Genomic DNA, 25,424 nt, shown 5'->3' with positions numbered 1-25,424 from the left:
TGACGCGCAGTTTTAGCCGTCAGTAGCGACATTTCCCCGCACTTTTTCTAACAACTTGTTATATTTTCGTGTTCATATACTTGCATATTTTTAACTCATCGGACATGATTCAGACATAACCGCCAAACAAGTTAAAAAGATTAGGTGGCTCACAATGAAAAGAAGAACAACTATGCTAAAAAAACTTCCTCTGGCTACGGCCATTGCACTGAGCTTTGCAGCATCAGGCCAGGCAGCTGACTTTGAAGTCGGCGATTATGAAATTAAATTCGATTCTATTCTGTCTTACGGCGCAGCGTGGCGTATGGAAGATCAGGCTAACCATCTGATTCATCCGGGTAACATGGCTGGCGGAACGGCAGGTTCTAGTGTCGGCGACGACGGTAACCTTAACTTCGATAAGGGTGACTTAGTCTCGTCGGTATTCAAAGGCGTACACGATTTAAGCATTGATGGCGGCAGTCATGGTGCCTTTATTCGTTTCAACTATTGGTACGATCATGTGGTTTCAGAAGAAAATATGCCGCATGGTCACGCGGGTAACAATTATTATTCTGATACCAAATTAAATGACGATATCTTTGACGATTACTCACAAGGTAAAGGTGTCGAACTATTGGATGCCTTCGTTTACGCTAACTTTGACTTAGGTGGCATGCCAACTAACGTTCGTTTGGGCCGCCAGGTATTAAGCTGGGGTGAAAGCTCTTTTATTTTTAACGGCATTAACGACATTAACCCGTTAGACGTTAACGCAGCCCGTCGTCCGGGTGCGGAAATTAAAGAAGCCCTGCTGCCAGTTGGTATGTTCAGCACCAGTATTGGTTTAACCAACTCACTCAACTTAGAAGCGTTTTACCAGTACGAGTGGGATAACACCAAACTCGATGGTTGTGGTACGTATTTCTCAAGCGTTGATATTATTGGTGGTCCGGGTTGCGGCAAGGTTACGCTTAACCCGCAATTAGTTCCGGGTGACCCTAATAGTTACCTAAGTGACTTTGAATCGGTACAAGCAGGTGCTTATATTGGTAGTAACCCAGTTTTAGAAGCCTCTGACAGCGGCCAGTGGGGGGCAAACCTGCGTTATTATTCGTTAGATCTTGGCGCTGAATTTGGCGTTTATTATCTTAACCTGCATAACAATACGCCTATTATTTCGGCTTATAACTGGACAGAAGATCCTCGAGCGAGCCAGGAAGGCGTATCGCCTCTTGATCTTGGTTTTACCTGGTCTTCTCCTAATGGCTACCCTATTGATGGCCCCCGGTTAGTACTCGAGTACCCAGAAGACACCGAAGTGTATGGCTTTAGTTTTAGTACTAACTTAGGCCTATGGTCAGTTTCCGGTGAATACAGTTACCGTGATGGTGTGCCTGTGCAAATTAACACCACCGAAATTTTAACGACTGGTCTGCGTCCAAATGTGCCAAGTACCTTTTCAAACCGCTTTAATAACACCCCGTTTGGCGGTAATGGTTTAGCTCATGGTTATGACCGTTTAGACGTTAGTCAAACCCAGTTAAGCTTTGTGCGTTTTGTTGACCGCTTGTGGGGCTCTGATCGCATGACTTTCGTGGGTGAAGTAGCGATGAATAACGTTCACGACATGCCGGGATTACAAGAGCAACGTTATGGTCGTCTGCCATTGTATGGTAAGTGTTTAACTCAGGCTGATATGAACCCGCTTATTGGGGCAGCCGAGCAGGCTGGCCGTGGTGATGTTGCACAACAATTCCAAAGCCGAGTCGGTAATTGCGAGGGTTTTGCTACATCTACTGCCTGGGGTTACCGCACTCGCTTCCAGTTTGAATATTCAAACGTTTGGCAGGGCTGGGGTTTAAACCCAACTATTCAGTTTAACCATGACGTAAACGGCTACTCAACTAACAGTAACTTTATTGAAGGTCGTAAGTCATTAGGTTTGAATTTGGTAGCCGACTACCTGTCAACCTACAAGGTTAGCTTAGGTTACACCATGTATTCTGATGAAGAACTCGATCCGCTTTCTGACCGCGATTATGCGTCAGTCAGCTTCTCATACGCGTTCTAATACATTGATTCACACCGTGAATCACGATAAAACCGTCTCTACTGAGGCGGTTTTTTTATTATGTAGCCTGACATTTATGTCAGGAACAATATCTCACCTGACATAAATGTCAGGCTACATCACGGCAGGTTACATTTTCCGGGAGAACAACAATGAAAAAATGGATAATAACAGCGGCGGCGCTGATGCTTTCAGGTACAGCCGCAGCCCAGGAAAAACTCCAGTTAGAAGACATCTTCACGCTGGAATACGCATCATCACCAACTATTCATCCCAGCGGCGAATGGACAGTATTTGTTCGTCAGTCTATGGACATAAACAACGATCGCAAAGTGGGGCGTTTATGGGCCAGCCTGCCAGACGGTGATATTCGCCCGTTAACCGGCAGTCAGGGCAGTGAAAGCCAGCCGGTCTGGTCACCCAGTGGCGACCGCCTGGCGTACGTATCAACCGAAACCGGCTCCCCGCAAGTGCATATTTACTGGGTCGATTCCGGTGACAGCGCAGCAGTTACTCAGCTAACACAAGCGCCGTCTGGCTTAAGCTGGTCACCCGACGGCAGCCAAATTGCGTTTTCCATGTTTACACCTAAATCGCAACCGGCACCGGTCAGCTTACCGGGCAAACCCGAAGGTGCCGACTGGACTGCTGCGCCTAAGTATATCGACAAAGGCAACTACCGTTATGACGGCGGTGGTTATGCCAAAGACGGACACCAGCAAATCTATGTTATTCCGGCGACCGGTGGCTCTCCGCGTCAGCTAACAGACGAAGAATTTAATCACGGTGGGCAACTCTCGTGGTCGCCGGACAGTAAGCATATTTTCTTTTCGGCAAACCGCCGTGATGACGCATTCCGTCAGCCAGTTAACAGTGAAATTTACCGCTTAACTCTAAGTACCAAAGAAATTACCGCAATGACAGAGCGTGACGGCCCCGACGGTTCGCCAAAAGTCTCTCCAAACGGCGAGAAAATTGCTTTTACCGGTTATGACGACACCAAAATGAGCTTTCAGGCGGCTAATTTGTACGTAATGGACTTAGACGGTTCCGATGTCGAACTGCTGACAGGAGACTTAGACCGCAGTGTTACCGGGTTTGAATGGGACCGCGACAGCGAAGGTGTTTACTTTACCTACGACAACAATGGGGTCGGACAGCTGGCGCGCACCGACTTAGACGGAGATCATACCCAACTGACCAACAGAGTCGGCGGTCTGTCTTATGCCCGGCCATATGGCGGAGGTGACTTCAGCGTAGCCAAAAACGACCGCATAGCGTTCACCATCTCCAACCCAATGCGTCCGGCGGAGCTGGCACGGTGGGACGACGGAGATGTACAGCAGCTCACCCGGTTAAACGAGGACGCGCTGGCGCACAAGCAGTTAGCTAAAGTAGAAGAAATTAACTATAAATCGAGTGTTGACGGCCTCGACCTGCAGGGCTGGATAGCCTATCCACCGGGTTTCGATAAAGACAAAGATTATCCGCTAATGCTGGAAATCCACGGTGGTCCGCACACTAACTATGGTCCGCGCTTTGCGGCTGAAATTCAGTTATTTGCTGCGGCCGGCTACGTGGTGCTTTATACCAACCCGCGGGGCAGTACCAGTTATGGTTCGGACTTTGCCAATGAAATTCACCACAACTACCCCAGCCACGACTACAACGACTTAATGGACGGCGTAGACGCAGTTATTAACAAAGGCTTTATCGATAAAGACGAGCTTTACGTTACCGGTGGTAGTGGCGGCGGCGTGCTAACCGCCTGGATAGTCGGCCATACCGACCGCTTTAAAGCGGCGGTTGTGGCTAAGCCGGTTATTAACTGGTACAGCTTTGTGCTTACCGCCGATATGTACAACTTTTTCTATCAGTACTGGTTCCCCGGTCTGCCATGGGAGAATATGGAACATTACATGAAGTATTCGCCTATCAGCTATGTCGGCAATGTGACTACGCCAACCATGCTGCTGACCGGTGAAAACGACTACCGCACGCCTATGTCAGAAACCGAGCAGTACTATCAGGCACTGAAATTGAAAGGTGTGGACACCGCTATGGTTCGCATTCAGGACTCAGGCCATGGTATTTACGCGCGGCCCAGTAACCTGATGAACAAAGTAGCTTATATTCTGCATTGGTTTGAAAAGTACAAAGGAAAGACAAAGTAGCCTGACATTCATGTCTGGTGGGATGCCGTTCCTGACGTAAACGCCAGGCTTGCGCGTCTGACAACATTATTCAGAAAAAACGACTACCGGAGGCTCATTGCAGATTTTTCTGCAGTGAGTCTTTTCACATTCAGTTAATTGCGTCAGTAGTCAAAACCGTGTTTAATACGCACATATTTTGCCATATCCTTTCTACGTATACACAGCTTTAAAGCGTATTCGAAGACACTCACTTATAAACAAAAAGCATTGCATGAATTACAAAACCTTTTTGATTAATTTAGATCGTTCTAAACAGCGGCTGGCCGACGCCAAAACACAGCTTGATGCTTTAAATATTCCATTTGAACGTGTCAGTGCCGCTGATGGAAGTAAACTGACGGAATCTGAGCGAGCCTGCTTTGATAAATCAACGGCTCAGCAGCGTTATCATTATGATCTGACATGGGGCGAAGTCGGTTGTTATTTAAGCCATATTCGCTGTTGGCAGAAAATTGTCGATGAGAAGCTCGATTACGCCGTCATTTTGGAAGATGATCTGCATCTGAATGAGGATTTCGTTAAAATCCATGGCGTTTTGGAACAACTGGAATACCCCTGGTCATTTATTAAACTAGGCAATCCATTTAAGTCTCGTCAGGAAACCCCCTTGGAAAAGCAGGATGGATTTAGTCTGGTGAGTTATGACAAAGCGCCATCCGGAACGTGCGCCCAAGTGGTCAGCTATGAAGCCGCCAAACGTTTGCTGGCTGCAAGATCGAGTTTCTTCCGTCCTGTCGATGTGGATTTACAATGGCAGTGGGAAGTACCGATTAAAGTGCTGGGACTCACTCCTTATGTAGCAGGGCATAATTTGAGTTTCTTAAGCGAAATTCAGCAAATTGAGCAACGAAAAGATAAACAGAAAAGGCGTTTGGTAAAAATAAAGGAAATGTTACGCTTTAAATGGCAACAGCGTAGGAGCCGGACATAAGCATGAAAATTGTTACTGTAATTCCCACCCTGACCAGCGGCGGGGCTGAGAAAGTTTGCTTACGCTTACATCAGTTAATGTTAGATAATGATATAGAAAGTCATTTGGTGGTGTTATCTCAGCAAGCTCACTACCGTACAGATGACTTTCCGAATCTACATTTTTTACCGTTGGATACACCGAAGAATATCGATTTCTTTTTTAAAAGACGGCTCGCTACAAAACTACTGCAACAGGTTTTTGACGATATTGAAGCTGAAGGCTCTATTGACGCGGTTTTCTCACACTTGGATGAATCACATTTAATTGTGGCGCAATTACAGACTTCTGCTAAACGCCACTATGTTGTTCATACATCGGTAGTCGAAGAATTGCTGGCTAGTCGGCGTGGGATACTAAAACACCGCCGTTTATTACGAAAAAAGAAGGTACTCAATGGTCGTTCAATTATAGCCGTATCACAAGGGCTGGCTGACGAAATTCGTGAGTTAGACTGGTTGAAACCAAGTCAAATTACTACAATTCTTAATCCGCTTGATGCAGAACAAGTTGAGCGCGAATCCAGGGAGCCGGAGCAGGTGACGGTTGATAGTGACTATATTTTACACATAGGCCGCTTTGCTCGCGCTAAACGCCATGACGTATTATTTGACGCTTTTGCAATATTACGAAAAAGTCACCCCAATCTGAAACTGGTATTATTAACCCGAATATCAAAAAAGCTCAAAAAGCAATTAAAATTACGAGATTTAAACCATTGTGTGATAACGCCTGGATTAGTCCAAAATCCGTACCCATGGATACGCCATGCACGCTTGCTAGCGTTAAGTTCTGACTTTGAAGGTTTTCCTAATGTGCTTAATGAAGCATTAATGTGTGAGACACCCTTTGTATCTACTGACTGTCCGCATGGGCCCAAAGAAATTGTGGCTAACTTTCATCCGGAATGGCTAGTGCCTCGTAACAATCCTCAGCTACTTGCCGAAAAAATTGATGAGCTGCTTAGAGACAGGCAAAAAGTTGATTTAAATGCCTGGCCGCTACGTAAAGAAGTGGAGCCAACGCGAGTCCTTGAGCACTATATTGCAGCAGCAAAGGCAGCAGGGACTGGTGTATGAAAATAGTACATGCCATTTTGACACACAGCTTTGCGGGTAGTGAACGGCATGCGGTAGAACTGGCTAATCTGCAGGCGGAAGCCGGGCACGATGTCAGTATGATTTTGCATTGCCGGGGCACTGAGCAACGCGATAACGCCATTATCCAGCATATTAATAAAAACGTTACTATTCATGTAGTAAGTGGTTGGCGTGGACTGGCACGCTGGCGCTGCCGTAGACTCATTAAAACAATAAATCCAGACGTTGCACATGCGCATTTGAGTGCTGCCTGTAAAGCTTTGAAAGGGTTGAAAGGTCAGTGTTTACGAGTTGCGACGTTACATATTTACTATAAGCCTCAACAACATAAACACTTGGATGCGTTAATCGCTATTGCGCCGTGGCAACTTGATGCGATTCCGGCTGCTTTACGACAGAATTGCACACAGATAGATAATTGGAGCAAGCCCCTGGCGGCTAGCGGCGATGCACGCCAGCGGCTACGCAAGCAATATGACATAGCTGATGATGCGATAGTTTTTGGTGCGCTAGGCCGTGTTGTCGCCAGTAAAGGACACGAAACGCTAGTTGATGCTTTTAACTTAGCTGAGGTGCCTAATAGCCGTCTGGTAATTGTTGGTGATGGAAAAAACTGGCAGTCTATTAGAGATAAAGCTGACGATAGTATTGTTATGCCGGGGTTTTCTCAACAGCCGCAGGACTGGCTGGCGTGTTTTGATGTCTTTGTGAGTGCAGCCAACAGCGAACCTTTCGGATTGGTTTTCCTTGAGGCAATGCATGCTGAGCTTCCGGTTGTCGCAACCGCTTCAGAGGGCGGAAAGTATTTACAATCATATTTCGGCTATCCGTTAAGTGAAATTGGTAACGCGCAACAACTGGCAACTCAAATGCGTCAGGCGGCTGAGAACTCTTCTCCGGTAAGCTATGATATGAGTAATTTCGAACCGCAGGCTAAATGTGCAGAAGTTATTAGCTTTTATCAGCAGCAGTTGAAGCGGTTAGTACAACATCGGTAAGTTAGTTAGAATAAATAACACCAGTTATCAAGCGGACGGCTATGTCACAAATTTTAGTTACCGGAGGTGCCGGTTACATTGGGTCACACACTGTAGTTGAGTTAATCATTGCGGGACACGAGGTGGTCGTTCTGGATAACTTAGTTAACAGCTCTGAGCAGAGTCTGAGGCAAGTGCAGGAAATTACGGGCAAGCCGCTGACCTTTATTCAGGGCGATGTGCGCGATACCGTTAAAGTAGCGGAAATTTTAGCAACTCACGACATCGACAGCGTTATCCATTTTGCCGGACTAAAAGCCGTAGCCGAGAGCGTGAACAAGCCTCTGGAGTACTACGATACGAATGTAAACGGAACTTTGTCTTTATGTTCGGCGATGCATAAGTCTGGAGTGAAAAGCATCATTTTTAGTTCATCAGCAACGGTTTATGGCGCTGAAGCGCCTGTGCCTTATGTTGAATCTATGCCGCGAGGCAGTACGTCCAACCCTTATGGGGAGAGCAAAGCCATAGTGGAGCGTATACTCACCGACTTAGCTCATGCAAACCCGGACTGGTCGGTCAGCTTACTTCGCTATTTTAATCCTATTGGCGCGCACCCCAGCGGACTTATTGGTGAAGACCCAAAAGGTATTCCTAATAATTTGTTGCCCTTTATCACACAGGTAGCCATAGGGCGAAGAGACAAGTTATCCATTTTTGGAAACGACTACCCGACCGAGGATGGTACCTGCGAGCGTGATTATCTTCATGTAGTCGATTTAGCTAAAGGCCACCAGGTGGCTGCTGAGAAATGTGCGCAGCACTCGGGAGTACATACCTACAATTTAGGAACCGGTCAGCCAGTGTCGGTGCTGAACATGGTTAAGGCCTTCGAGAAGGCGAATAATGTGTCAGTACCTTTTACCTTTGAAACGAGAAGACAGGGTGACTTAGCGGCATTCTGGGCAGATACCGCGAAAATTCAGCAAGAACTAAACTGGACGGCACAACACAGCCTGGAAGATATGGTGAGAGACGCGTGGCGGTGGCAACGCCAAAACCCTAATGGTTATGAAACGTAATTAATTGTAGCCTGACACAAAACAAAGGAATAGGACCATGCCCTGGAGCACTCTTTTAGCCGAAGAAAAGCAGAAGCCTTATTTTCAGCAACTGTGGCAGCGCGTAGAGCAGGCGCGGCAGGAAACCGTAGTGTATCCGCCCAAAGAAGACGTCTTCAACGCACTTAAGCTCACCGACCCGGAAAACATTAAAGTGGTTATTCTGGGGCAGGACCCATACCACGGCCCCGGTCAGGCGCATGGTTTAAGTTTTTCGGTACCCGAAGGCGTCAAGTTTCCGCCGTCGCTGCGCAACATGTTTAAAGCCATAGCCATAGATTACCCCGATACGGTATTGCCACAGCATGGTGATTTAACCAGCTGGGCCGAGCAGGGTGTGTTGTTGCTGAATACGGTACTTACGGTAGAGCAGGGTAATGCGCACAGTCACGCCAGTTGGGGCTGGGAAACCTTCACCGATACCGTTATCAGCAAAGTGTCGGACGCAACCGATCATGTGGTGTTTTTGCTCTGGGGCTCGCACGCGCAGAAGAAAGTACCGCTTATTGACGGCAACAAACATTGCATTCTGACCGCACCTCACCCATCGCCGTTATCAGCGCATCGCGGGTTCTTCGACGCCAACCATTTCCGCAAAACCAACGATTATTTACAGCAACACGGCCGCCAGCCCATTCGGTGGGTGTAGTTCACGTAAAATTAAACAAACCGCTGCAGCAGCTTGGCGACCATGGGGTGTTCGAACGGGCGCTTCAGGGTTATGGCGTAAAAATGCTCGAATACATTGGGCAAGGTTAAGTAGCGCTTCAACTGCCCGCTGGTCAGCTCGTCCCGCACCACAACGTCGGGAATGACCGCCAGCGCGCCGGTATCCCTGGCTAACAGTCGCAGCATCGCCATATCGTCGGCCTCGGCCAGCACTCGCGGTTGCCAGTTGTATTCCGCACTGAGCATATCGAAGGCCGCACGCAACGGCATATTCTCCGGCGGCAACACCCAGTTATTTTCGCGCAACGCCGCATCGGTTAACTGTTCTATGTCGCGCCCCGGTGGCCCAATAACAGACACCGGCTGCCGCGCCAGCAAGCGGCTTTGCCACAACTGCTTATCGCTGCCGCGCACACTGGTATTGGCCAGCGCAATATCAATTTGATGATCCGCCAGCTCATTAAATAACTGGTCCGGCGTCATCGAATGCAGCCGGTACTGAACGTCCTGCTGATGCACCAGCTCGTGAATAAAAGCTTCCACAAAGTTACGCGACATAGTCGAGGCATGACCAATGCGCACAACCAAATCACTGCCGTCCATGCCTTGCTTTAGCTGGTTAACCAGGTTCTCACCCTCGTGGAAAATACGGTCGGCATACTGGCGTGCAATGTACCCGGCCTGAGTCAGCACTAACTTACGCCCTGTGCGCTCAAACAGTGGGGTACCCAGCCACTCTTCCAATTGTTTTATTTGCGCCGACAACGCCGACTGCGACACATGAAGCTTCTGCGCGGTTTGGGTTAAATGCCCGTTTTCTGCCACGTGCCAAAAATAATAAAGGTGTTTATAATTCATCGGGCTTACCAACCGTTCACTTAAAACGAATGAAATTATAGTTTATATCTATTTTACTTAACATCAAGCCAGCCTCCATAATTACTCCAAATAAGACACACGAGGCGCATTCATGGCAGAATGGTTGACACTATCGGGCATACGACCGGTTTTACTGGTGCTGGTTGCAGTATTAGCGTGGGTCGTTACGCGCTACGCCTTCAGAAATTTCCGGCTGGATCCGCGCCGCCGCTCATTCGTCACCAAGCTGGTTGGCTGCCTTACAGCGGTCTTCATTCTTATTGTCAGCAATAACCTTATTGTCTTTTTCGCCGCCTGGATGGCAATAAGCCTGCAGTTGCACAGCCTGCTTATGTTCTACCCTGAACGCGACCGCGCCGTACTGGCTGCGCACAAAAAATTCATTCTGGCACGCTGCTCCGAAACCTTTCTGGGCACGGCGTTTATTATTATGTACTTAACCACCGGCAGTCTGCAGCTGGACACGGTTTTGCAGCAGTTCGGCACTGCCCCCACGCACCTTTCTCAGCACATTGCCGCGTTGTGTCTGGTTATGGCGGCTCTCATTAAATGCGCCCAGCTACCCTTGCACGGCTGGCTCATTCAGGTGGTTGAAGCACCAACCCCGGTTTCTGCTTTACTGCATGCCGGCATTATTAACCTGGGCGGTTTTTTGCTGCTGGCAACCGTACCACTATGGAGTAACAGCGCGCCGGCCGTATGGCTGCTGTGTCTGGTGTCGGCGGCGTCGTGCTGCTTTGCCGCCCTTATTATGGCCACCCGCATTAGCATAAAAGTGCGTTTAGCCTGGTCTACCAGCGCGCAAATGGGGCTTATGCTGCTGGAAATTGGTCTGGGTTATTATGACTTAGCCCTACTGCACCTGGTGGCGCACTCAGTGTATAAAGCCCATGCGTTTTTGTCGGTAAGCGAGGTCGCAATAATAAAGCAGCCTCAGGCCCGGTCGTTGTGGCGTATTGGTGTTGTCTTTATAGCGTTTCAGGGAATTATTGCCGCCGCCTGCTGGTGGTTTCTCGGTAACCCTAAATGGCTTCCGTCGGCGTTACTCGCCATGGCGCTAACTACCTTATGGATGAACCTGCATCAGAAGCTGCTGCGAATTGCGGTGTCGGCGTTAACTGTCGTAGTTTACCTTTTGCTGGGTGCGTTGGCGCATCAGATTATTGAGCCGCAGCCACCATTCAGTAACGTCTGGCTGGAACCCGCGGTAACCCTTATGTTTAACGCCTTCGCCTTTACCTACTGGCTGGTGCATCACACGCCGTCGCACCGGCTTAGCCAGCGCTGGTTCATTACCTTAAACGCCGGGTTGTATCTAGACGAATGGTTAACGCGGCTGGTGCTGTGGCTCTGGCCCAGTCACCCCATTCACTATTACCAGCGGCAGGGTCGCATTCAGCAGGAGAAACACTCATGAGCGCAGCGAATCGTTTAGCGACTATTGCCGAACAAGTGAGTAAAGCCATTGCGCCGCAGTGGCCGTTGTCTCAGTGGATAGCGGTTAACCCCTTCTGGCATTACCGCCAACAGCCGGTAGCCGGTGTTGCTGCGCACTGGCGTTACAGCGCCGGAACGCGTTTGCTCATGAGCCCGGACTTTTACTGGCAACAATGGCAGCAAAACCGAATAGACGCAGCGCTGGTCACCAACAAAATGGTAAACGAGCTGGAGCAGCGGTCCCTGCTAAAAGCGCAACTGCCGCAGTGGCGTAACCTAAGCCAGTTGGTGGACAAATACACGCGGCGTCGCCGCAAAATGCGCTGGAACGACGAGGTGGTGCTGCAAATTAGCCAAACCTGTGGCTTATTTATGCAGTTTCCAACCCGCTTTCAGCAGGCCGGTAAAGACAGCTCGTTGTATCAGCATTGGCTGACTATTTCGCGTGCCGATCGCGGCATTGAAACCTTAATGGACGAGGCTGAACTCACCGAATTGTTCGCACAATTGCCGGATGACCCACACAAGCTTATTCAAGTGTGCCATGACAACTTTTTAAGTGACGCGTCAGATTACGCTCTACGCTGTTACAGCCAGGCGCTTATCAGTGACTTATGGGGTTGGGCTGCCGCATTTGCGTATCAGGACGCCCGTCAGGACAGCCAGTGGGTATTCGAGTTGTTGTGCATTCGGCTGGCCTGGGAATATATTCTGTGGCAGCTGGCCGAGCGCACCAATACTAAGGTTTACCAGCAGCTGCAGCAGGCTTTAAGCGCACAAATTGAAAATTGTGAAGGGCAGGTGGCTCATATTGAGCAGCACAATAGCTTATTGTGGCAGTGGCAGGCAGCTTACGAACGCTCGCAGCTAAGCAGGTTGCAGTTTAAACCCGACACGGCAGAAGAGAACAACACGCCGGACGTGCAAGCGGTGTTCTGCATTGATGTGCGCTCAGAGCGTTACCGCCGTGCGCTTGAGCAGGCCGGAAAAAGCCTTGGCAGCTACGTACAAAGCAAAGGCTTTGCCGGGTTCTTCGGGGTGCCGCTGGCCATTCAGCGCAAAGGTCGCGATGTTCCTCATGTACCGGGGTTACTGCAGCCGGCGTATTACATTAAAGCACCGGCGCGTAAGCAATCGGTTGGTTCCTTATTAAGCAATATGTTCAATGCGCCAGTATCCATGTTCAGCGGCGTTGAGGCGCTGGGCTTAAGTAAACTAAAGTCTTTACTCACTGGCGTGCCCGGACAACTGGCTACGGCTAATAATGCGTACATTGCTGACGGCAGCATTTGTGAGCACAGCGGTGAAGCGTCAATAGAATCGCTGGTGAATATATGTCAGCAGGCTCTGGCGGGAATGCAGTTTGAGCGTTTTGCGCAGCATATTGTGCTGGTCGGGCATGGCTCGCATCACAGCAACAATGCTCAACGAGCAGGGCTTAACTGCGGCGCCTGCGGCGGTCAAACCGGTGCGTTAAGTGCCCGGGTGCTAGTACGGCTGCTTAATAATCAGAATATTCGTGAGCATTTACGCGAGCAGGGCGTTGCTATTCCTGAAGCTACCCAGTTTCATTCCGCTCTGCACGAAACCGTCACCGACAAGGTTATCTGGTTATCTAATAACGTGCCGGACAGCGTCAAACAAGTGTTCCGCGCAGCAACAGAAAAGCTAACCCAGGCCAGTGGCGAGTCAGCAAAAGACCGTGAAACACGCTCCGGCCACTGGGCTGAGCTACGTCCGGAGTGGGGGTTGGCTGACAACAACGTCTTATTTTTCGGGCAGGCTGAGCGGCTAACCTCTGCTGAAACTATCGGCGGTAACTTTCTGCACGACTACAACAGTAAAAATGACCCGAATGGCGAACTGCTGGCTCAACTCATGAGCGCGCCGGGTCTGGTCGCAAACTGGATAAACTGGCAGTACTACTGCTCGGTAACCGAGCCCAAACAACTGGGTAGCGGCAATAAGTTGCTGCATAACCGGGTAGCCAACGATATTGGTGTTTTTGAAGGCAACGGTGGCGACTTGCGTCAGGGGCTGGCCTGGCAGTCGGTGCATAACGGTAGCGACTTTGTGCATCGGCCTATGCGGCTGCAGGTTGTTGTCGAAGCGGCCGAAACGGCCATTCATCAGGCGCTGGCCAGAGCTAACGCCTTTAATGAACTTTTTGAACAACAGTGGGTCAATCTGCATCGACTGAACGCGCGAGGTGAACTATGTCCAGTGACAACACCAGTAACAGCAAAATGACAGCGACAACCTGCCGTACCCTGAAAGCCTTTTATGACTGCGTGCGCTCGCGGCCGTTTAACCAGCCCTTCGCCCTGCGCTACAACGACGGCAGCATCGACCACGGGCTGAACTCCGAAGAAGCCGCCAAAGAAAGCCTGCGCACCCACCACAACCCCTACCTTGAACAACCCGTTGTTGTTGAGTGGTAGTAGCCTGATATTTCGATCCTATCACTAATGCGACTTATCTATGGAGTATATTAAAACGTAAATTTTAAAATTTGTGTTTTCTTTGTTTTTTTACTATATTTAAATTCAATTTTTTGCTTTGGATAACAGTAATGGCAAGGGTTAGAGTACCACTTTCTATGGAAAAACTATTTTCGGAATTTCCACCTGAGGCGGTTTTTAAAGCAATGAAAACTTATAGTATCACCAACTCGAAAGGTGAGTACTTACCGTGGGACAAATTCAAGTGGCGGGTTAAAAAAAGCGATAACGCAGAGCTCGCATGGTTAGCAACCAAAATTGCCAGAACCAATGTGAGTCGCAATTTATCAGAGTTATGCATTATCAATGACGCATCTTGCTTTAAAGCCTGTATCCCCGACTCTTTACAGGCAAAACTCCATTATATTGATAAGCTGACCGGAGGTTCGCAAAGCGTTTCCGATCATCCTTTCTTCGGAAAGCAGGAAAAGAATGCCTATTTAGTCCAAAGTTTATTGATGGAAGAGGCTATTACGTCTTCGCAACTGGAAGGAGCGTCGACAACGCGCAAAGTTGCGAAAGAGATGCTTGAATCGGAGCGTCAGCCACAGAACAAATCCGAACAAATGATCGCCAATAACTACCGTTTAATGAAGCGGGCGGTCAGTCTGAAGAGTGATGAATTAAACATTCCTCTTATTTTGGAGTTACATGAGATAGCGACCCATAATGCTATCGATAATGACGCGGTTCCGGGTGAGTTCAGAACGAGCGACGATATTGATATACGCGACCAATATAACGACGTAGCGCATGTGCCGCCGAAAGCGAGTAGCCTACAGGAACGTATGGAAAAGCTGTGTCAGTTTGCCAATGAAGAGCACGGACAACTTAACTCGGATAATTTCATTCATCCTTTAGTCAAAGCTATCATTCTGCACTTTATGGTGGCCTATATTCACCCGTTTGGCGATGGCAACGGACGTACTGCAAGAGCTTTGTTTTATTGGTTTATGCTGAAGTCGGGCTACTGGCTGTTCGAGTATGTGTCCATTAGTAAACTGATTCAGGAAAAACGTACCGACTATGATCAGGCGTTTTTATACACCGAAACTGACGATAATGACCTAACGTACTTTCTGTATCATCAGGTCGGCATTGTGGTGAATGCAGTTGATGCCTTGAGGGACTACATAGAGCGTAAACAAAAAGAAATATTCGAGTTCATGAATTGGGTTGAAAAAAGCTCTGTTGCCAAAGCTCTAAAAAGGGGGCAACTGGACATATTAAAAGAAGCGGTGAAGAACCCGGGGCGGGTATTCACCGTGAAAACCGTGGCAAACAACCTTGGATGTAATGAGAATACCGCACGGACCTATTTAAACGACCTCGCCAAGCGAGACTTGCTATTGGTGGGTAAAGCCAGCAAAGGCAAAGCCATGCGTTACATTGCGCCCGCTGATCTTGCCGAACGGCTGTAGTCGTACTCCTGACGTAATTACGTCAGGTGCGGTATCTATTCAACAAAGTAGCTAACAGGAAGGTTAAAATATCTGGCAAAGCCTTTTGCTTGGTTTAGGTTGACAGTGCGCTTGCCGTTTAATAGCTCGCTTATTACGCTTTGAGGCGCTATATTCTTCAAGTCTTTCTGTTTTACTGAGCGGGTTTCCATTAGCATTTTTAGCTTCTCGGCAACTGGAACAGTAGGTATTTCCATTTGATTTTCAAATTCTTCGATGCGATCAGAAATTGCGTTAGCAAACACTAGCACAATATCGTTTTCGTGCTGAGCCAAATCCATTAAGTAGTCCATAACAGCGGCTCTATCAATAAGCTCTTTTTCAGACTGAATGGGTGTATAAGTGTAATGAAAAAGTTCAACGGCAGTTCCAGCAAACTCCGTTGCTGTAGCACTTATTGCAGAAGCTACTTGCCCTAGTGCGACCATTTCGTCCTGTTGAGCGTTCATAGTCATTACCTTTTTAATTTGGTTGTAAGAATGCGCATTAAGAGAGCTTTGACTAAAAATATGACACCATAAATCTAACCCTGCTTGCCACTGAGGGTATTGAAGCATGGCATTTTTTACTCGCTTCTTTGTGATAATTCTCAAAATGCATCCTATGCTGATAAAAATATCGCATTTTGCGATATTTAGCAACTTAAAGTGAAACTAAGATTTCGGTGAACCAAGTAACAAGGCTACACAAGCCGGTATGGGAAAAGAATCAGACAAAGCATACTGTGCTGTATGAAAAAGCCATGCGCTACATTGCGCCCGCTGATCTCGCCGAGCGGTTGTAGCTGATCTTATTTACATTCGTTTTAAAATTCATTCGTTCAAATGAATTTTGGATTTAAAAACTCGGGTATTGTCTATTTTCATTCTTTCGAGTGAATTATGTTGATTTTCTGCATTCTTAGATCTATATTCACTCAATCTAATGAATTAAGAACCGCACCTGATGCAATAGCATCAGGCTACAAGGCTTTCGCATCGGGTTGCACGGTGCATGTAGCCTGACGTTATTACGTCAGGTGCGGTCCAGAAAAGGAGCACCCATGTTGCTGGAAGCAAAAGACACAAAAACCATCGGGCGCATTGCAAAAATCGTGCGGCAGCAACAAGAGCTGGATCAGACAACAGCTGGCGCTTTTGCAGGCTGTGGCATTAATTTTGTGAGTCAATTCGAAAATGGCAAGCCAACAGTGCAACTGGAAAAAGCCCTAAATGTACTGAATGCGCTTGGCATAAGAGTCTACCTAGACATTCCTGACAGTGTTTCAAGTAACAAGCTCACAGAATTAACCGGACAGTCCAATCATGAGTAGTTCACTTGTCGAAGAGCGAAAACTCGACGTTTACATTAACGACAAGCCTGTTGGGCAGCTAAAAGAGCACAACGGGCTTTGGGTTTTCGAGTACACGCAAAGTTGGCTAAAAGACCCCAAAAGTTTTGCTTTAACGCCCTCGCTAATCCTAAACAAAAAAGAGCACATAGATACCGGAACGCAACGTCCCGTACAGTGGTTTTTTGACAACCTTCTGCCAGAGGAAAAAGCTCGGGAGGTTCTGGCAAAAGACTACGACTTAGACAAAGAAGACGCGTTTGCTCTGTTAGAAGCAATAGGCGGAGAGTCTGCCGGAGCTATTACATTATTAAACCCCGGAGAGGCTTTACCGCCGGGTGACCTGTTCCCGTTAACCGACGGTGACATTAGCCGTCGTATTCATACGCTTCCGAAAGGACAAATGAATAGCAAACAGCGCAAGCGTATGTCGCTGGCTGGCGCTCAGCATAAAATGTTGTTGGTTATTAACGACGAAGGCCGGTTCGAACCCAGCGGAGAAACACCCTCTACCCACATTTTAAAACCAGAGCATACCCAACCCGAATTTTACTGGTTTACCGTTCGTAACGAATATTTCGTGATGACGCTGGCACAGCGGTGCCAGCTAATTGTGCCTAAAGTTTCTATAGATTACGTGCCAGAACCCATATACATCGTTGAGCGTTTTGATCGCGCAGGCACTTACCCAAATACCCAGCGTTTACACGTTCTTGATGGCTGCCAAATGCTGGATATTTCAGCATCTGCGAAATATCGTGCAAGCAACGTAACAGCGTTAAAACGCTTGGTCGATATGACCCGGGCACCAGCACAAACGGCTTTTCGACTGTTTCGTTGGGCGCTGTTTAATTTTCTTGTCGGCAATGGCGATGCGCACCTTAAAAATTTAACGTTTCGCTACAGCGTAAATGACTGTCAGTTAATGCCTCATTATGATTTGCTCTCTACAGCGGTATACGCTGACGCAAGAGATCATGTCAACGAAGAGCTGTCGCAACCCATTGGCGACGCTCATCATTTTGGGCAGGTGACACGACAATCTGTTTTAGCGTTCGCAGAGGACTTAGGGCTTAACAAGTTCGTCGCAGAGCGAGAAATAGAGCGGCTGTGCAGAAGCATTCAGCAAGAAGCCGACAAACTTATCACCGAGCTTGAGCAACAGCCCAATTTTGAGTCAAAAGCCAGCGAGTTGCAGCTGTTGCGCAATATACGATACCGCTGTATTGGTGAATTCGCGAGCCAACTCAGCTGACGACTATCCCATACCGATCTTTTATTTTCGCAGCCAACGCCAAACGGGCGTCGGGCTCTCCGTGAATTAAGCGTATGCGCTTCACCGGAGCTTCGGTGGCATCTATAAAATCTAAAAGCTCTTGTTGGTCGGCGTGAGCGGAGTAGCCGCCTAAGGTGTAAATGCCCGCCTTTATGTAAACACGCTCGTGGTCTAAGTCGACATAACCACCGCGCGGACCGTAGGTTTGTATATCGCGCCCCGGGGTTCCGGCGGCCTGGTAGCCCACAAACAACACATCGGTGCGCGAATCGGGCAGCAAGGCTTTTAAGTAATTGAGCATACGTCCGCCGGTGCACATACCGCTGGCGGCAATAACAATGCAGGGGTCGCCGCTGCTTTTTAAATAATTCACTACGCGCTCATGGTCACTGTGGTCGTCTACCGTCATCATACGGTCGAAGTTTAACGGATGTCGGTCTTCGTCAACCCGTGCCAATGCCTCTTCGTCCCACAACGCCTTCATGGCTCGGTACTGTTTGGTAAATTGCGCGGCCAGTGGCGAATCTAAAATAACCGTCATTTTGTGCCATACGGCATCCGCTACCCCAGTCTCCGCTTCCTTAGCCCTTGCTTTATGAATAATGTCTTCTAACTCGTACAAAAGCTCTTGCGTACGGCCAATACTAAACGCCGGAATTAAAATAGTGCCTTTGTTCTCCACACAACGCTCAACCACCGACTTCAGGTGTTGCTCGCGGTCAAGGCGCGACTCATGGTTCTTGTCGCCGTAAGTGCTTTCCAGCAACAGAAAGTCGGCGCGCTCCAGCGGGGTAGGGTCGGGCAGCAACGGCGTGTTTTTACAACCCAGGTCACCCGAGAACACCACACGGTAGTGATTATTCACATTCTCAATTTCCACATAAGACGACCCCAGAATATGGCCCGCCTGACGAAAGCGCAGCTTAAAGCGCTCAGTAGAGAAGTCGGCAGGCAGTTCTAACCAATCATCGTACTCCACCGGCTGTAGCTGGCGCTGCAGGCGAGTCACTACTGCATCAATAATATCGGCGTTGCGGGTTAAGCCCACCTTTAACGCGTCTTCAATCACCAGCGGCAACAAATGGGCGGTAGCTTTAGTGCAGTAAATAGGGCCGGAAAAGCTGGCAATCAACAACCAGGGAATGCGACCCACGTGGTCAATGTGGCAGTGGGTCACCACCAACGCCTGCACCTTAGTAATATCGAAATCAATTTCTTGGGTGTTTGAGTCCGCGCCCGAACCCGAGGTTTCAGCCCCCTGAAACAACCCGCAGTCAATTAAAAGTGAGTGGTCACTGTCTAACAACAGTTCGTGGCAAGAGCCTGTAACGCCCTCGAACGCGCCGTGATGAATAACATCCATGTGTAGGTTCCGTCTCGTTTAAAACAACCAGATTACAAAAACCAACGGAAAAGCGCTATCGGACAAAAGGGTGATATTGGATCATTCCAAATAACCGAGGTCTTTAAGTTTACAGTAGGTTATCTTTTTTGATAACTAATTGTAGACCTAATTGGTTGCTTGGTGTACGCTAGGTTATTAAGTTTATTAACCTAATGTGAACCTATGAGCACACATCAGTTGAAAGGTAAGTTACATGCGTTGCAAAAATATACACATCATGCGCTTGTATCTATGCCACAATTTAAGATGTTAATGCCAGAATATTCAAACGATGCACTAAAAGTCCGTCTAAATTACCTGGTAAAAAAAGGCGTCCTTCAAAAGATTTGTCGGGGAGTATGGGCTTTTCCTGAAAGCCACTATTACCACTCGACGAGTATTTTTCACTTACCGCATTTGGTGCGGCCATCAAGCCTTAATTACCTCAGTTTGGAATCTGTACTCAGCAAATATAGCGTTATTAGTCAGCAGATGTTTGATTATGCCACTGTAATGACAACGGGGCGGAATGGAATATTCAAAACTCCGCTTGGGACGCTCGAGCTTACACATACTAAGCGTGACCCAATGGCAATCACTAATGAGACGTATCCATTAGATGATTACCCATTGAGAGAAGCGACAATAAAGAGAGCGTACTTAGATTTGAAAAACGTCGGACGAAATCTCGAATTGGTTGACCAGGATGCTTTAAGTGAAGCGATTACAAGACAAGGAAGTGATAACTATGAACATTAAATCTCTTGCGCAAAAAATTTGTGCTGATTCGTCTGAGTTAGCGGGTCTTACAACAACAGTTGAAAAAGAGCTGCTCCATTATGAAGTACTAGCTTCAATGGCAAAGCACGGTTTTCTTAAACAACTTACCTTTCAAGGTGGTACCTGTCTGCGAATGATGTATGGATCGAGTAGGCTATCGGAAGATTTGGATTTTGTCGGCGGCGCAGATTTTGACTTTGATCAGCTAGCTCATCTTCGTGATTGCCTACATGAAGACCTGTCGCAAAGGCACAATCTTAAAGTCAATGTGACTGAACCTAATTATGGAAAGTTATCGAATAAAGAGGCGATTCAGGTAGGCCGTTGGAAAATATCTATTGAAACCGAGCCTGATAAGAAAAGCCTGCCATGGCAGAAAGTGAAATTGGAAGTTGCAACAGTTATTGCCCATACGCAAGTTCTAAGGCCGCTTGTAAAAACCTATCCTAGTGTTCCCGATGCCTACGTAAGCATTCTTCTCAACTGTGAAACTCTCGAAGAAATTGCTGCTGACAAGTTTGTTGCTCTAGCCCTGCGCCGTTCGATTAAAGCACGAGATGTTTGGGATATTGCTTGGCTAAATCAGCGTAATGTACAGGTAGATGCGGAGTTAGTCCGAACCAAGTTTCAGGACTATCATCAACCTGCCGGTTTTGAAGCGCTTTCCGGGCGGTTACAAGAACTACCTTCTTATATGGCTTCAGGTGATTTTCAGCAGGAAATGCGACGCTTTCTACACTCATCAACGGTCGCTAATAGTATCGAGCAGGATGGTTTTATCGACTATCTTACCGATACCGTGATCCGAATGGGCGACCAGTTGTTACGAGAGCAAGGTAGTGACTCGCCAAAATTTAAGATGTGAGTCGAGTAGCAGGAACAGATTAGCGTTACAGTTATGTTCAAAACCAAGTTTAATGCGACAGTTATGTCAAATTAATAATCGACAGATTCGTCAGTACCGGTTTACTCCGCCGGTAATGTAATCCGGCAACTGAACTAACCGCTTAAAATATCATCAATTACTAACAATAAAGCCGTTGTAGGAAAAGGGCTGCATACGGTATGATACCCGCTTGATCAAAATTCAGAATAATACGAATAAATTACATAATTACCTGCACCACCGGCCTATGGGAACCGCAACCCATGGGCGGTAGCGTGCCTGAAGGCCCAATAATGACAAACGATACTCATAACTACGACCCTCAACGGCATTCGGATTACCAAGACGACGAAATTGACCTGCGCGAGCTGTTTGGCATTATCTGGCAGGGCAAATGGTGGATTATTGCCATTACTTTTGTGTTCGCCGTGGGCTCGGTTATTTACTCGCTAAGCCTGCCGAATATTTATAAGTCAGAGGCAACCTTGGCGCCGACGGAAGAAGCTAGTGGTGGCGGACTCTCGCAAATGGCGGGGCAATTGGGTGGTCTGGCAAGCTTAGCTGGCGTTAATCTCGGTGGTGGTAATACCGACAAAACCACAATCGCCCTCGAAATTTTAAAGTCTCGCGCCTTCATAAAAGGCTTTGTCGAAAAGTACGACATTTTGCCAGAGCTTATGGCGGTAGAGGAATGGAACCGAGGCAGCGGTGTTGTCTTTAACAACGAGCTGTATAACCCGGACACCAAAGAATGGGTCAGAGAAGTCGAGCCACCTAAACAGCCGGAACCGTCTAGCTGGGAGTACGTAAAAGTTTTCAGAGAGAGTGTACTGGAAGTTAGCAAGGACGACACAACCGGTCTCGTAACAATAGCAGTAAACCATCAGTCACCCGAAGTAGCTGAACAGTGGGTAGTTTGGCTTATTGAAGAAATAAACAACCACATGCGTGAGCGTGACATTCAGGAAGCCCAGCGAAGCCTTGAATATTTAGATAAAGAACTGCAAAGCACATCGTTAAGTGACATGCAGCAGGTATTCTATCAGCTAATAGAAAAGCAAACACAAACAATTATGCTGGCGAATGTGCGCCCAGAGTACATTTTCCAAACGCTAGACCCAGCCGTAGTGCCAGAACAAAAAGCCAAACCATCGCGTGCGTTAATATGCATTATTGGCACCTTCTTAGGCGGCTTTTTAAGCGTCGGCTTTGTGTTAGTCAGAAATATATTTAGAAAAGAGACGAAAATATAGTGAAGGGCTGAAATTTTGTAATAGCAGGACCTATTGCTAAATTTGTAAATTTAATCTTATTAATCAATAAGTTAAGTAAGATTTAAGTGCCATTTTTCAGTCTCAAACACAACAAAAATTGTCTTTCCAAGAAAAAATCCTGAGTTTTAATACCGAAAATTTTCGGCATTTTTTTCGTTTGAATGAGAATTTTAAAGTAGTACATCTTTTCCATTTTTAAACTAAGTGGTAATCCTGTGAAAGATTTCAAAAGTGATTTAGTTGAATTATTAAACAGTAAGAAAGCCAAGATAGGTATCTTAGGTTTAGGTTATGTGGGGCAACCGTTAGCACTTCGCTACAGCTCATTAAATTACAAAACGATTGGCTTTGATGTTGATGAAACAAAAGTTGCTGAACTTAACACGGGGCACAGCAGCATCGAACATATAAGCGATGATGCTATGAAAGCTGCGGTTGATAATGGCTTTGAAGCCACCGCCGACTTTGAGCGAGTTTCTGAATGCGATGCGCTTATCTTGTGTGTACCAACACCGCTTAACAAATACCGTGAGCCGGATATTAGCTATGTGACTCGCACCACTGACATGATGGCTCCCTATTTGCGAGAAGGTCAGGTGGTGTCATTAGAAAGTACGACCTATCCGGGTACAACAGAAGAAGAGCTTTTGCCAAGAGTTGAGCAAAATGGTTTAAAAGTAGGAAAAGAGATTTTCCTGGTCTATTCACCTGAACGAGAAGACCCTGGGAACCCGAACTTTAATACACAGACGATTCCTAAAGTGGTTGGCGGTCATACACCGGCTTGCAGAGAAGTTGGAGTGGCGCTTTATGAGCAAGCTATCGATAAGGTTGTTCCCGTAAGCTCAACCAAAGCTGCGGAACTGACTAAGTTATTAGAAAATATTCATCGCGCTGTGAATATTGGCTTAGTTAACGAAATGAAGATAGTTGCGGACAGCATGGGCATTGATATTTTCGAAGTTGTTGACGCTGCGGCAACAAAACCATTTGGTTTTACCCCTTACTATCCGGGACCCGGGCTCGGTGGACACTGTATTCCTATTGATCCATTTTACTTAACCTGGAAAGCTAAGGAATACGGTCTTAATACACGTTTTATTGAGCTATCGGGTGAAGTAAACCGTGCTATGCCCGAGTATGTCGTGAACAAACTCATGGACGGCTTAAACAAGCATCAAAAGTCAGTAAATGGCAGTCGAATATTGGTATTAGGTATTGCCTATAAAAAGAACGTTGATGACATGCGCGAATCTCCTTCTGTTGAGATAATGGAGCTAATTCGCGATAAGGGCGCAGAAGTTGCGTACAGTGACCCACATGTACCAACTTTCCCCAAAATGCGTGAACACAGTTTTGATTTAGACAGTACTGAATTAACACCAGAAAACTTGAATAGTTTCGATGCTGTCATTCTGGCAACTGATCACGAAAAATTTGATTATGACGTAATATACGAAAATTCTCGGATAATTATTGATTCGCGCGGCAAGTATAGAGAAAAGAACGGAAAGGTGATTAAAGCGTAATGACTGATTCAAATACGAATAAGAACTTTGCCCTTGTAGGTGCTGCTGGTTATATAGCCCCCCGCCATATGAAAGCGATAAAAGAAACCAACAATATCTTAAGTGCGGCTTATGACACTAACGATTCGGTCGGTATTATTGACAGCATTTCGCCACAAAGCGAATTCTTTACTGACTTTGAACGTTTTTATGAGCACGCTTGGCAGTTAAAGCGGAACAACAGCACAAAGTTAGATTATGTTTCGATATGCTCTCCAAATCACATGCATGCTTCGCATATAGCCGCCGGTTTACGTTTAGGTTGTGATGTTATTTGCGAAAAACCTTTGGTTCCAACGAGTAACGATTTAGATGAACTAGAACGGGTTGAACAAGAGACGGGCAAGAAAGTTTACAACATCCTTCAACTACGCCATCACCCGGCAATCATTGAGTTACGGGATAAGGTGGCTAATTCAAAAAAAGATGAGAAACACGAAGTTGAGCTTACTTACATCACGTCTCGTGGTAAATGGTATCTCGAGAGCTGGAAGGGTGACCCAAGAAAGTCATTTGGTGTGGCAACTAATATTGGCGTGCATTTTTTCGATATGCTGCATTTTATTTTTGGGAAGTTACAGACGAATGTGCTTCATTACACTGATGACCTGAAGGCATCTGGCTACTTAGAATATGAAAATGCACGAGTAAAATGGTTACTTTCCATTGACGCCAATGACTTACCGGATGAAGTGAAAGGTAAAAAAACAACCTACAGAACCATTAATTGCGATGGTGAAGAGTTAGAGTTTTCAGGTGGTTTTACCGACCTTCACACAGTGAGTTATCAAGAGATACTAGCGGGTCGAGGTTATGGTATTAAAGATGCCCGACATTGTGTGGAAACCGTAGAGCAAATTCGTACTCAGCAGCCGCAATCTGCAGAAACTAAGGAAGCACATCCTTTTCTGGCATTACTTCTTAAAAAATAATACACAGTATTCAAGGCGAACAGGTACATACTATGAGTTACTATCAACATGAATCGGCAATTGTAGATGAAGGAGCTCAAATTGGTGAAGGCAGCCGTGTCTGGCATTTCGTGCATGTTTGCGGTGAAGCCCAAATTGGCAAAGGTGTTTCATTAGGGCAAAACGTTTTCGTCGGTAACCGAGTGAAAATTGGCGATAACTGTAAAATACAAAATAATGTTTCAGTCTACGATAACGTGTATTTAGAAGAAGGCGTATTTTGTGGGCCCAGTATGGTTTTCACCAATGTGTATAACCCTCGTTCGCTGATAGAGCGCAAAGACGAATATAAAGACACTTTAGTTAAAAAAGGGGCTTCTTTAGGGGCTAATTGCACTATTGTTTGCGGTATTACTATCGGTGAGTACGCTTTTATCGGTGCCGGAGCCGTTGTGAATAAAGATGTGCCTGCTTATGCACTTATGGTGGGTGTACCGGCTAAACAAATTGGCTGGATGAGTGAACACGGCGAACAATTAGATTTACCGTTGACTGGTGATGCTAAAGCTGAATGTTCTCATTCAGGCGCAACCTATACATTAAATGGACAAACCGTGATTAAAGAAGGTTAA

The 25,424-nt window shown here is 47.0% G+C and carries 22 protein-coding genes; 19 read left to right on the top strand and 3 right to left on the bottom strand.

Annotated features, from left to right (window positions below; all coding sequences use genetic code 11):
* Nucleotides 1-154: 154 nt before the first annotated feature.
* From DET62_RS07710 to ung, 7 genes are all read left to right on the top strand, one after another.
* Nucleotides 155-2,053, top strand: coding sequence for a DUF1302 domain-containing protein (locus tag DET62_RS07710; RefSeq protein ID WP_243734909.1), 1,899 nt, complete (start codon nucleotides 155-157; stop codon nucleotides 2,051-2,053).
* 152 nt (nucleotides 2,054-2,205) lie between these two features.
* On the top strand, nucleotides 2,206-4,227 hold the full coding sequence (locus DET62_RS07705) for a S9 family peptidase (RefSeq protein ID WP_110013616.1): 2,022 nt from the start codon (nucleotides 2,206-2,208) through the stop codon (nucleotides 4,225-4,227).
* A gap of 253 nt (nucleotides 4,228-4,480) precedes the next feature.
* Nucleotides 4,481-5,200 carry a glycosyltransferase family 25 protein gene (locus DET62_RS07700; RefSeq protein WP_110013617.1) on the top strand — a complete coding sequence of 240 codons (720 nt, stop codon included), beginning with the start codon at nucleotides 4,481-4,483 and terminating at the stop codon, nucleotides 5,198-5,200.
* Nucleotides 5,201-5,202: 2 nt separating this feature from the next.
* Nucleotides 5,203-6,318, top strand: a complete 1,116-nt coding sequence (locus DET62_RS07695; protein WP_110013618.1) for a glycosyltransferase — start codon at nucleotides 5,203-5,205, stop codon at nucleotides 6,316-6,318.
* The gene (locus tag DET62_RS07690) at nucleotides 6,315-7,337 is read left to right on the top strand and encodes a glycosyltransferase (protein ID WP_110013619.1); all 1,023 of its coding nucleotides are present in this window, start codon (nucleotides 6,315-6,317) and stop codon (nucleotides 7,335-7,337) included. Before DET62_RS07695 ends, DET62_RS07690 begins: the two co-directional genes overlap by 4 nt.
* A 41-nt stretch (nucleotides 7,338-7,378) precedes the next feature.
* Complete coding sequence (galE, locus tag DET62_RS07685; RefSeq protein WP_110013620.1) at nucleotides 7,379-8,398, top strand: UDP-glucose 4-epimerase GalE; 1,020 nt, start codon at nucleotides 7,379-7,381, stop codon at nucleotides 8,396-8,398.
* Between the two features lie 37 nt (nucleotides 8,399-8,435).
* On the top strand, nucleotides 8,436-9,086 hold the full coding sequence (ung, locus tag DET62_RS07680) for a uracil-DNA glycosylase (RefSeq protein ID WP_110013621.1): 651 nt from the start codon (nucleotides 8,436-8,438) through the stop codon (nucleotides 9,084-9,086).
* An 11-nt stretch (nucleotides 9,087-9,097) separates the two neighbouring features.
* Here the strand turns inward: ung and DET62_RS07675 are convergent, their stop codons facing one another.
* Nucleotides 9,098-9,964: a LysR family transcriptional regulator gene (locus DET62_RS07675; protein ID WP_110013622.1), complete on the bottom strand. Its 867-nt coding sequence runs from the start codon at nucleotides 9,962-9,964 to the stop codon at nucleotides 9,098-9,100.
* Between the two features lie 112 nt (nucleotides 9,965-10,076).
* On the opposite strand from DET62_RS07675, the gene DET62_RS07670 reads away from it, so the two are divergent.
* The 4 genes from DET62_RS07670 to DET62_RS07655 all read left to right on the top strand — a co-directional run bounded on the left by DET62_RS07670 (nucleotide 10,077) and on the right by DET62_RS07655 (nucleotide 15,344).
* The gene (locus tag DET62_RS07670) at nucleotides 10,077-11,402 is read left to right on the top strand and encodes an NADH-quinone oxidoreductase subunit L (protein WP_110013623.1); all 1,326 of its coding nucleotides are present in this window, start codon (nucleotides 10,077-10,079) and stop codon (nucleotides 11,400-11,402) included.
* Complete coding sequence (locus DET62_RS07665) at nucleotides 11,399-13,672, top strand: putative inorganic carbon transporter subunit DabA (RefSeq protein WP_110013624.1); 2,274 nt, start codon at nucleotides 11,399-11,401, stop codon at nucleotides 13,670-13,672. The genes DET62_RS07670 and DET62_RS07665 overlap by 4 nt, the downstream gene beginning before the upstream one ends.
* Nucleotides 13,639-13,863: a hypothetical protein gene (locus tag DET62_RS07660; protein WP_243734908.1), complete on the top strand. Its 225-nt coding sequence runs from the start codon at nucleotides 13,639-13,641 to the stop codon at nucleotides 13,861-13,863. The genes DET62_RS07665 and DET62_RS07660 overlap by 34 nt, the downstream gene beginning before the upstream one ends.
* 206 nt (nucleotides 13,864-14,069) lie before the next feature.
* Entirely contained in the window at nucleotides 14,070-15,344 is a 1,275-nt protein-coding gene (locus DET62_RS07655) for a Fic family protein (protein WP_243734905.1), read from the top strand.
* 35 nt (nucleotides 15,345-15,379) lie between these two features.
* On the opposite strand, the gene DET62_RS07650 is transcribed toward DET62_RS07655, so the two are convergent.
* A complete protein-coding gene (locus tag DET62_RS07650; RefSeq protein WP_133566285.1) occupies nucleotides 15,380-16,024 on the bottom strand; it encodes an XRE family transcriptional regulator in 645 nt (214 codons plus the stop codon).
* Between the two features lie 401 nt (nucleotides 16,025-16,425).
* Here DET62_RS07650 and DET62_RS07645 point away from each other — a divergent pair, with 401 nt between their 5' ends.
* Both DET62_RS07645 and DET62_RS07640 read left to right on the top strand, forming a co-directional pair.
* Nucleotides 16,426-16,695 (top strand): Cro/Cl family transcriptional regulator, encoded by a 270-nt coding sequence (locus tag DET62_RS07645; protein ID WP_110013628.1) that lies wholly within the window; start codon nucleotides 16,426-16,428, stop codon nucleotides 16,693-16,695.
* Nucleotides 16,688-17,968 (top strand): HipA domain-containing protein, encoded by a 1,281-nt coding sequence (locus DET62_RS07640; protein WP_110013629.1) that lies wholly within the window; start codon nucleotides 16,688-16,690, stop codon nucleotides 17,966-17,968. The genes DET62_RS07645 and DET62_RS07640 overlap by 8 nt, the downstream gene beginning before the upstream one ends.
* Here the strand turns inward: DET62_RS07640 and DET62_RS07635 are convergent.
* Nucleotides 17,961-19,352, bottom strand: a complete 1,392-nt coding sequence (locus DET62_RS07635; protein WP_110013630.1) for an MBL fold metallo-hydrolase — start codon at nucleotides 19,350-19,352, stop codon at nucleotides 17,961-17,963. The two genes, DET62_RS07640 and DET62_RS07635, sit on opposite strands and share 8 nt — an antisense overlap.
* Nucleotides 19,353-19,556: 204 nt before the next feature.
* On the opposite strand from DET62_RS07635, the gene DET62_RS07630 reads away from it, so the two are divergent.
* The 6 genes from DET62_RS07630 (at nucleotide 19,557) to wbpD (ending at nucleotide 25,424) form a co-directional block, all read left to right on the top strand.
* Complete coding sequence (locus tag DET62_RS07630; protein ID WP_110013631.1) at nucleotides 19,557-20,132, top strand: hypothetical protein; 576 nt, start codon at nucleotides 19,557-19,559, stop codon at nucleotides 20,130-20,132.
* The gene (locus DET62_RS07625) at nucleotides 20,122-21,018 is read left to right on the top strand and encodes a nucleotidyl transferase AbiEii/AbiGii toxin family protein (RefSeq protein ID WP_110013632.1); all 897 of its coding nucleotides are present in this window, start codon (nucleotides 20,122-20,124) and stop codon (nucleotides 21,016-21,018) included. Before DET62_RS07630 ends, DET62_RS07625 begins: the two co-directional genes overlap by 11 nt.
* Nucleotides 21,019-21,332: 314 nt before the next feature.
* Nucleotides 21,333-22,292 carry a Wzz/FepE/Etk N-terminal domain-containing protein gene (locus DET62_RS07620; RefSeq protein ID WP_110013657.1) on the top strand — a complete coding sequence of 320 codons (960 nt, stop codon included), beginning with the start codon at nucleotides 21,333-21,335 and terminating at the stop codon, nucleotides 22,290-22,292.
* A gap of 236 nt (nucleotides 22,293-22,528) precedes the next feature.
* Nucleotides 22,529-23,842, top strand: coding sequence for a nucleotide sugar dehydrogenase (locus DET62_RS07615; protein ID WP_110013633.1), 1,314 nt, complete (start codon nucleotides 22,529-22,531; stop codon nucleotides 23,840-23,842).
* Nucleotides 23,842-24,813 carry a Gfo/Idh/MocA family oxidoreductase gene (locus DET62_RS07610; RefSeq protein ID WP_110013634.1) on the top strand — a complete coding sequence of 324 codons (972 nt, stop codon included), beginning with the start codon at nucleotides 23,842-23,844 and terminating at the stop codon, nucleotides 24,811-24,813. Before DET62_RS07615 ends, DET62_RS07610 begins: the two co-directional genes overlap by 1 nt.
* 32 nt (nucleotides 24,814-24,845) lie before the next feature.
* A complete protein-coding gene (gene wbpD, locus DET62_RS07605) occupies nucleotides 24,846-25,424 on the top strand; it encodes a UDP-2-acetamido-3-amino-2,3-dideoxy-D-glucuronate N-acetyltransferase (RefSeq protein ID WP_110013635.1) in 579 nt (192 codons plus the stop codon).

The organism is Idiomarina sp. H2 (genome assembly GCF_004364275.1).
GTDB lineage: Bacteria > Pseudomonadota > Gammaproteobacteria > Enterobacterales > Alteromonadaceae > Idiomarina > Idiomarina loihiensis.
Note: the sequence above shows the minus strand (reverse complement) of the source record. Positions and strands in the feature narration are given on the sequence as shown.

Bases quoted from the DNA above. Each gene is read 5' to 3' on its own strand.
- DET62_RS07710 (WP_243734909.1), top strand. From the start codon at position 155: ATGAAAAGAAGAACAACTATGCTAAAAAAACTTCCTCTGGCTACGGCC.
- DET62_RS07705 (WP_110013616.1), top strand. From the start codon at position 2,206: ATGAAAAAATGGATAATAACAGCGGCGGCGCTGATGCTTTCAGGTACA.
- DET62_RS07700 (WP_110013617.1), top strand. From the start codon at position 4,481: ATGAATTACAAAACCTTTTTGATTAATTTAGATCGTTCTAAACAGCGG.
- DET62_RS07695 (WP_110013618.1), top strand. From the start codon at position 5,203: ATGAAAATTGTTACTGTAATTCCCACCCTGACCAGCGGCGGGGCTGAG.
- DET62_RS07690 (WP_110013619.1), top strand. From the start codon at position 6,315: ATGAAAATAGTACATGCCATTTTGACACACAGCTTTGCGGGTAGTGAA.
- galE (WP_110013620.1), top strand. From the start codon at position 7,379: ATGTCACAAATTTTAGTTACCGGAGGTGCCGGTTACATTGGGTCACAC.
- ung (WP_110013621.1), top strand. From the start codon at position 8,436: ATGCCCTGGAGCACTCTTTTAGCCGAAGAAAAGCAGAAGCCTTATTTT.
- DET62_RS07675 (WP_110013622.1), bottom strand. From the start codon at position 9,964: ATGAATTATAAACACCTTTATTATTTTTGGCACGTGGCAGAAAACGGG.
- DET62_RS07670 (WP_110013623.1), top strand. From the start codon at position 10,077: ATGGCAGAATGGTTGACACTATCGGGCATACGACCGGTTTTACTGGTG.
- DET62_RS07665 (WP_110013624.1), top strand. From the start codon at position 11,399: ATGAGCGCAGCGAATCGTTTAGCGACTATTGCCGAACAAGTGAGTAAA.
- DET62_RS07660 (WP_243734908.1), top strand. From the start codon at position 13,639: ATGTCCAGTGACAACACCAGTAACAGCAAAATGACAGCGACAACCTGC.
- DET62_RS07655 (WP_243734905.1), top strand. From the start codon at position 14,070: ATGAAAACTTATAGTATCACCAACTCGAAAGGTGAGTACTTACCGTGG.
- DET62_RS07645 (WP_110013628.1), top strand. From the start codon at position 16,426: ATGTTGCTGGAAGCAAAAGACACAAAAACCATCGGGCGCATTGCAAAA.
- DET62_RS07640 (WP_110013629.1), top strand. From the start codon at position 16,688: ATGAGTAGTTCACTTGTCGAAGAGCGAAAACTCGACGTTTACATTAAC.
- DET62_RS07635 (WP_110013630.1), bottom strand. From the start codon at position 19,352: ATGGATGTTATTCATCACGGCGCGTTCGAGGGCGTTACAGGCTCTTGC.
- DET62_RS07630 (WP_110013631.1), top strand. From the start codon at position 19,557: ATGAGCACACATCAGTTGAAAGGTAAGTTACATGCGTTGCAAAAATAT.
- DET62_RS07625 (WP_110013632.1), top strand. From the start codon at position 20,122: ATGAACATTAAATCTCTTGCGCAAAAAATTTGTGCTGATTCGTCTGAG.
- DET62_RS07620 (WP_110013657.1), top strand. From the start codon at position 21,333: ATGACAAACGATACTCATAACTACGACCCTCAACGGCATTCGGATTAC.
- DET62_RS07610 (WP_110013634.1), top strand. From the start codon at position 23,842: ATGACTGATTCAAATACGAATAAGAACTTTGCCCTTGTAGGTGCTGCT.
- wbpD (WP_110013635.1), top strand. From the start codon at position 24,846: ATGAGTTACTATCAACATGAATCGGCAATTGTAGATGAAGGAGCTCAA.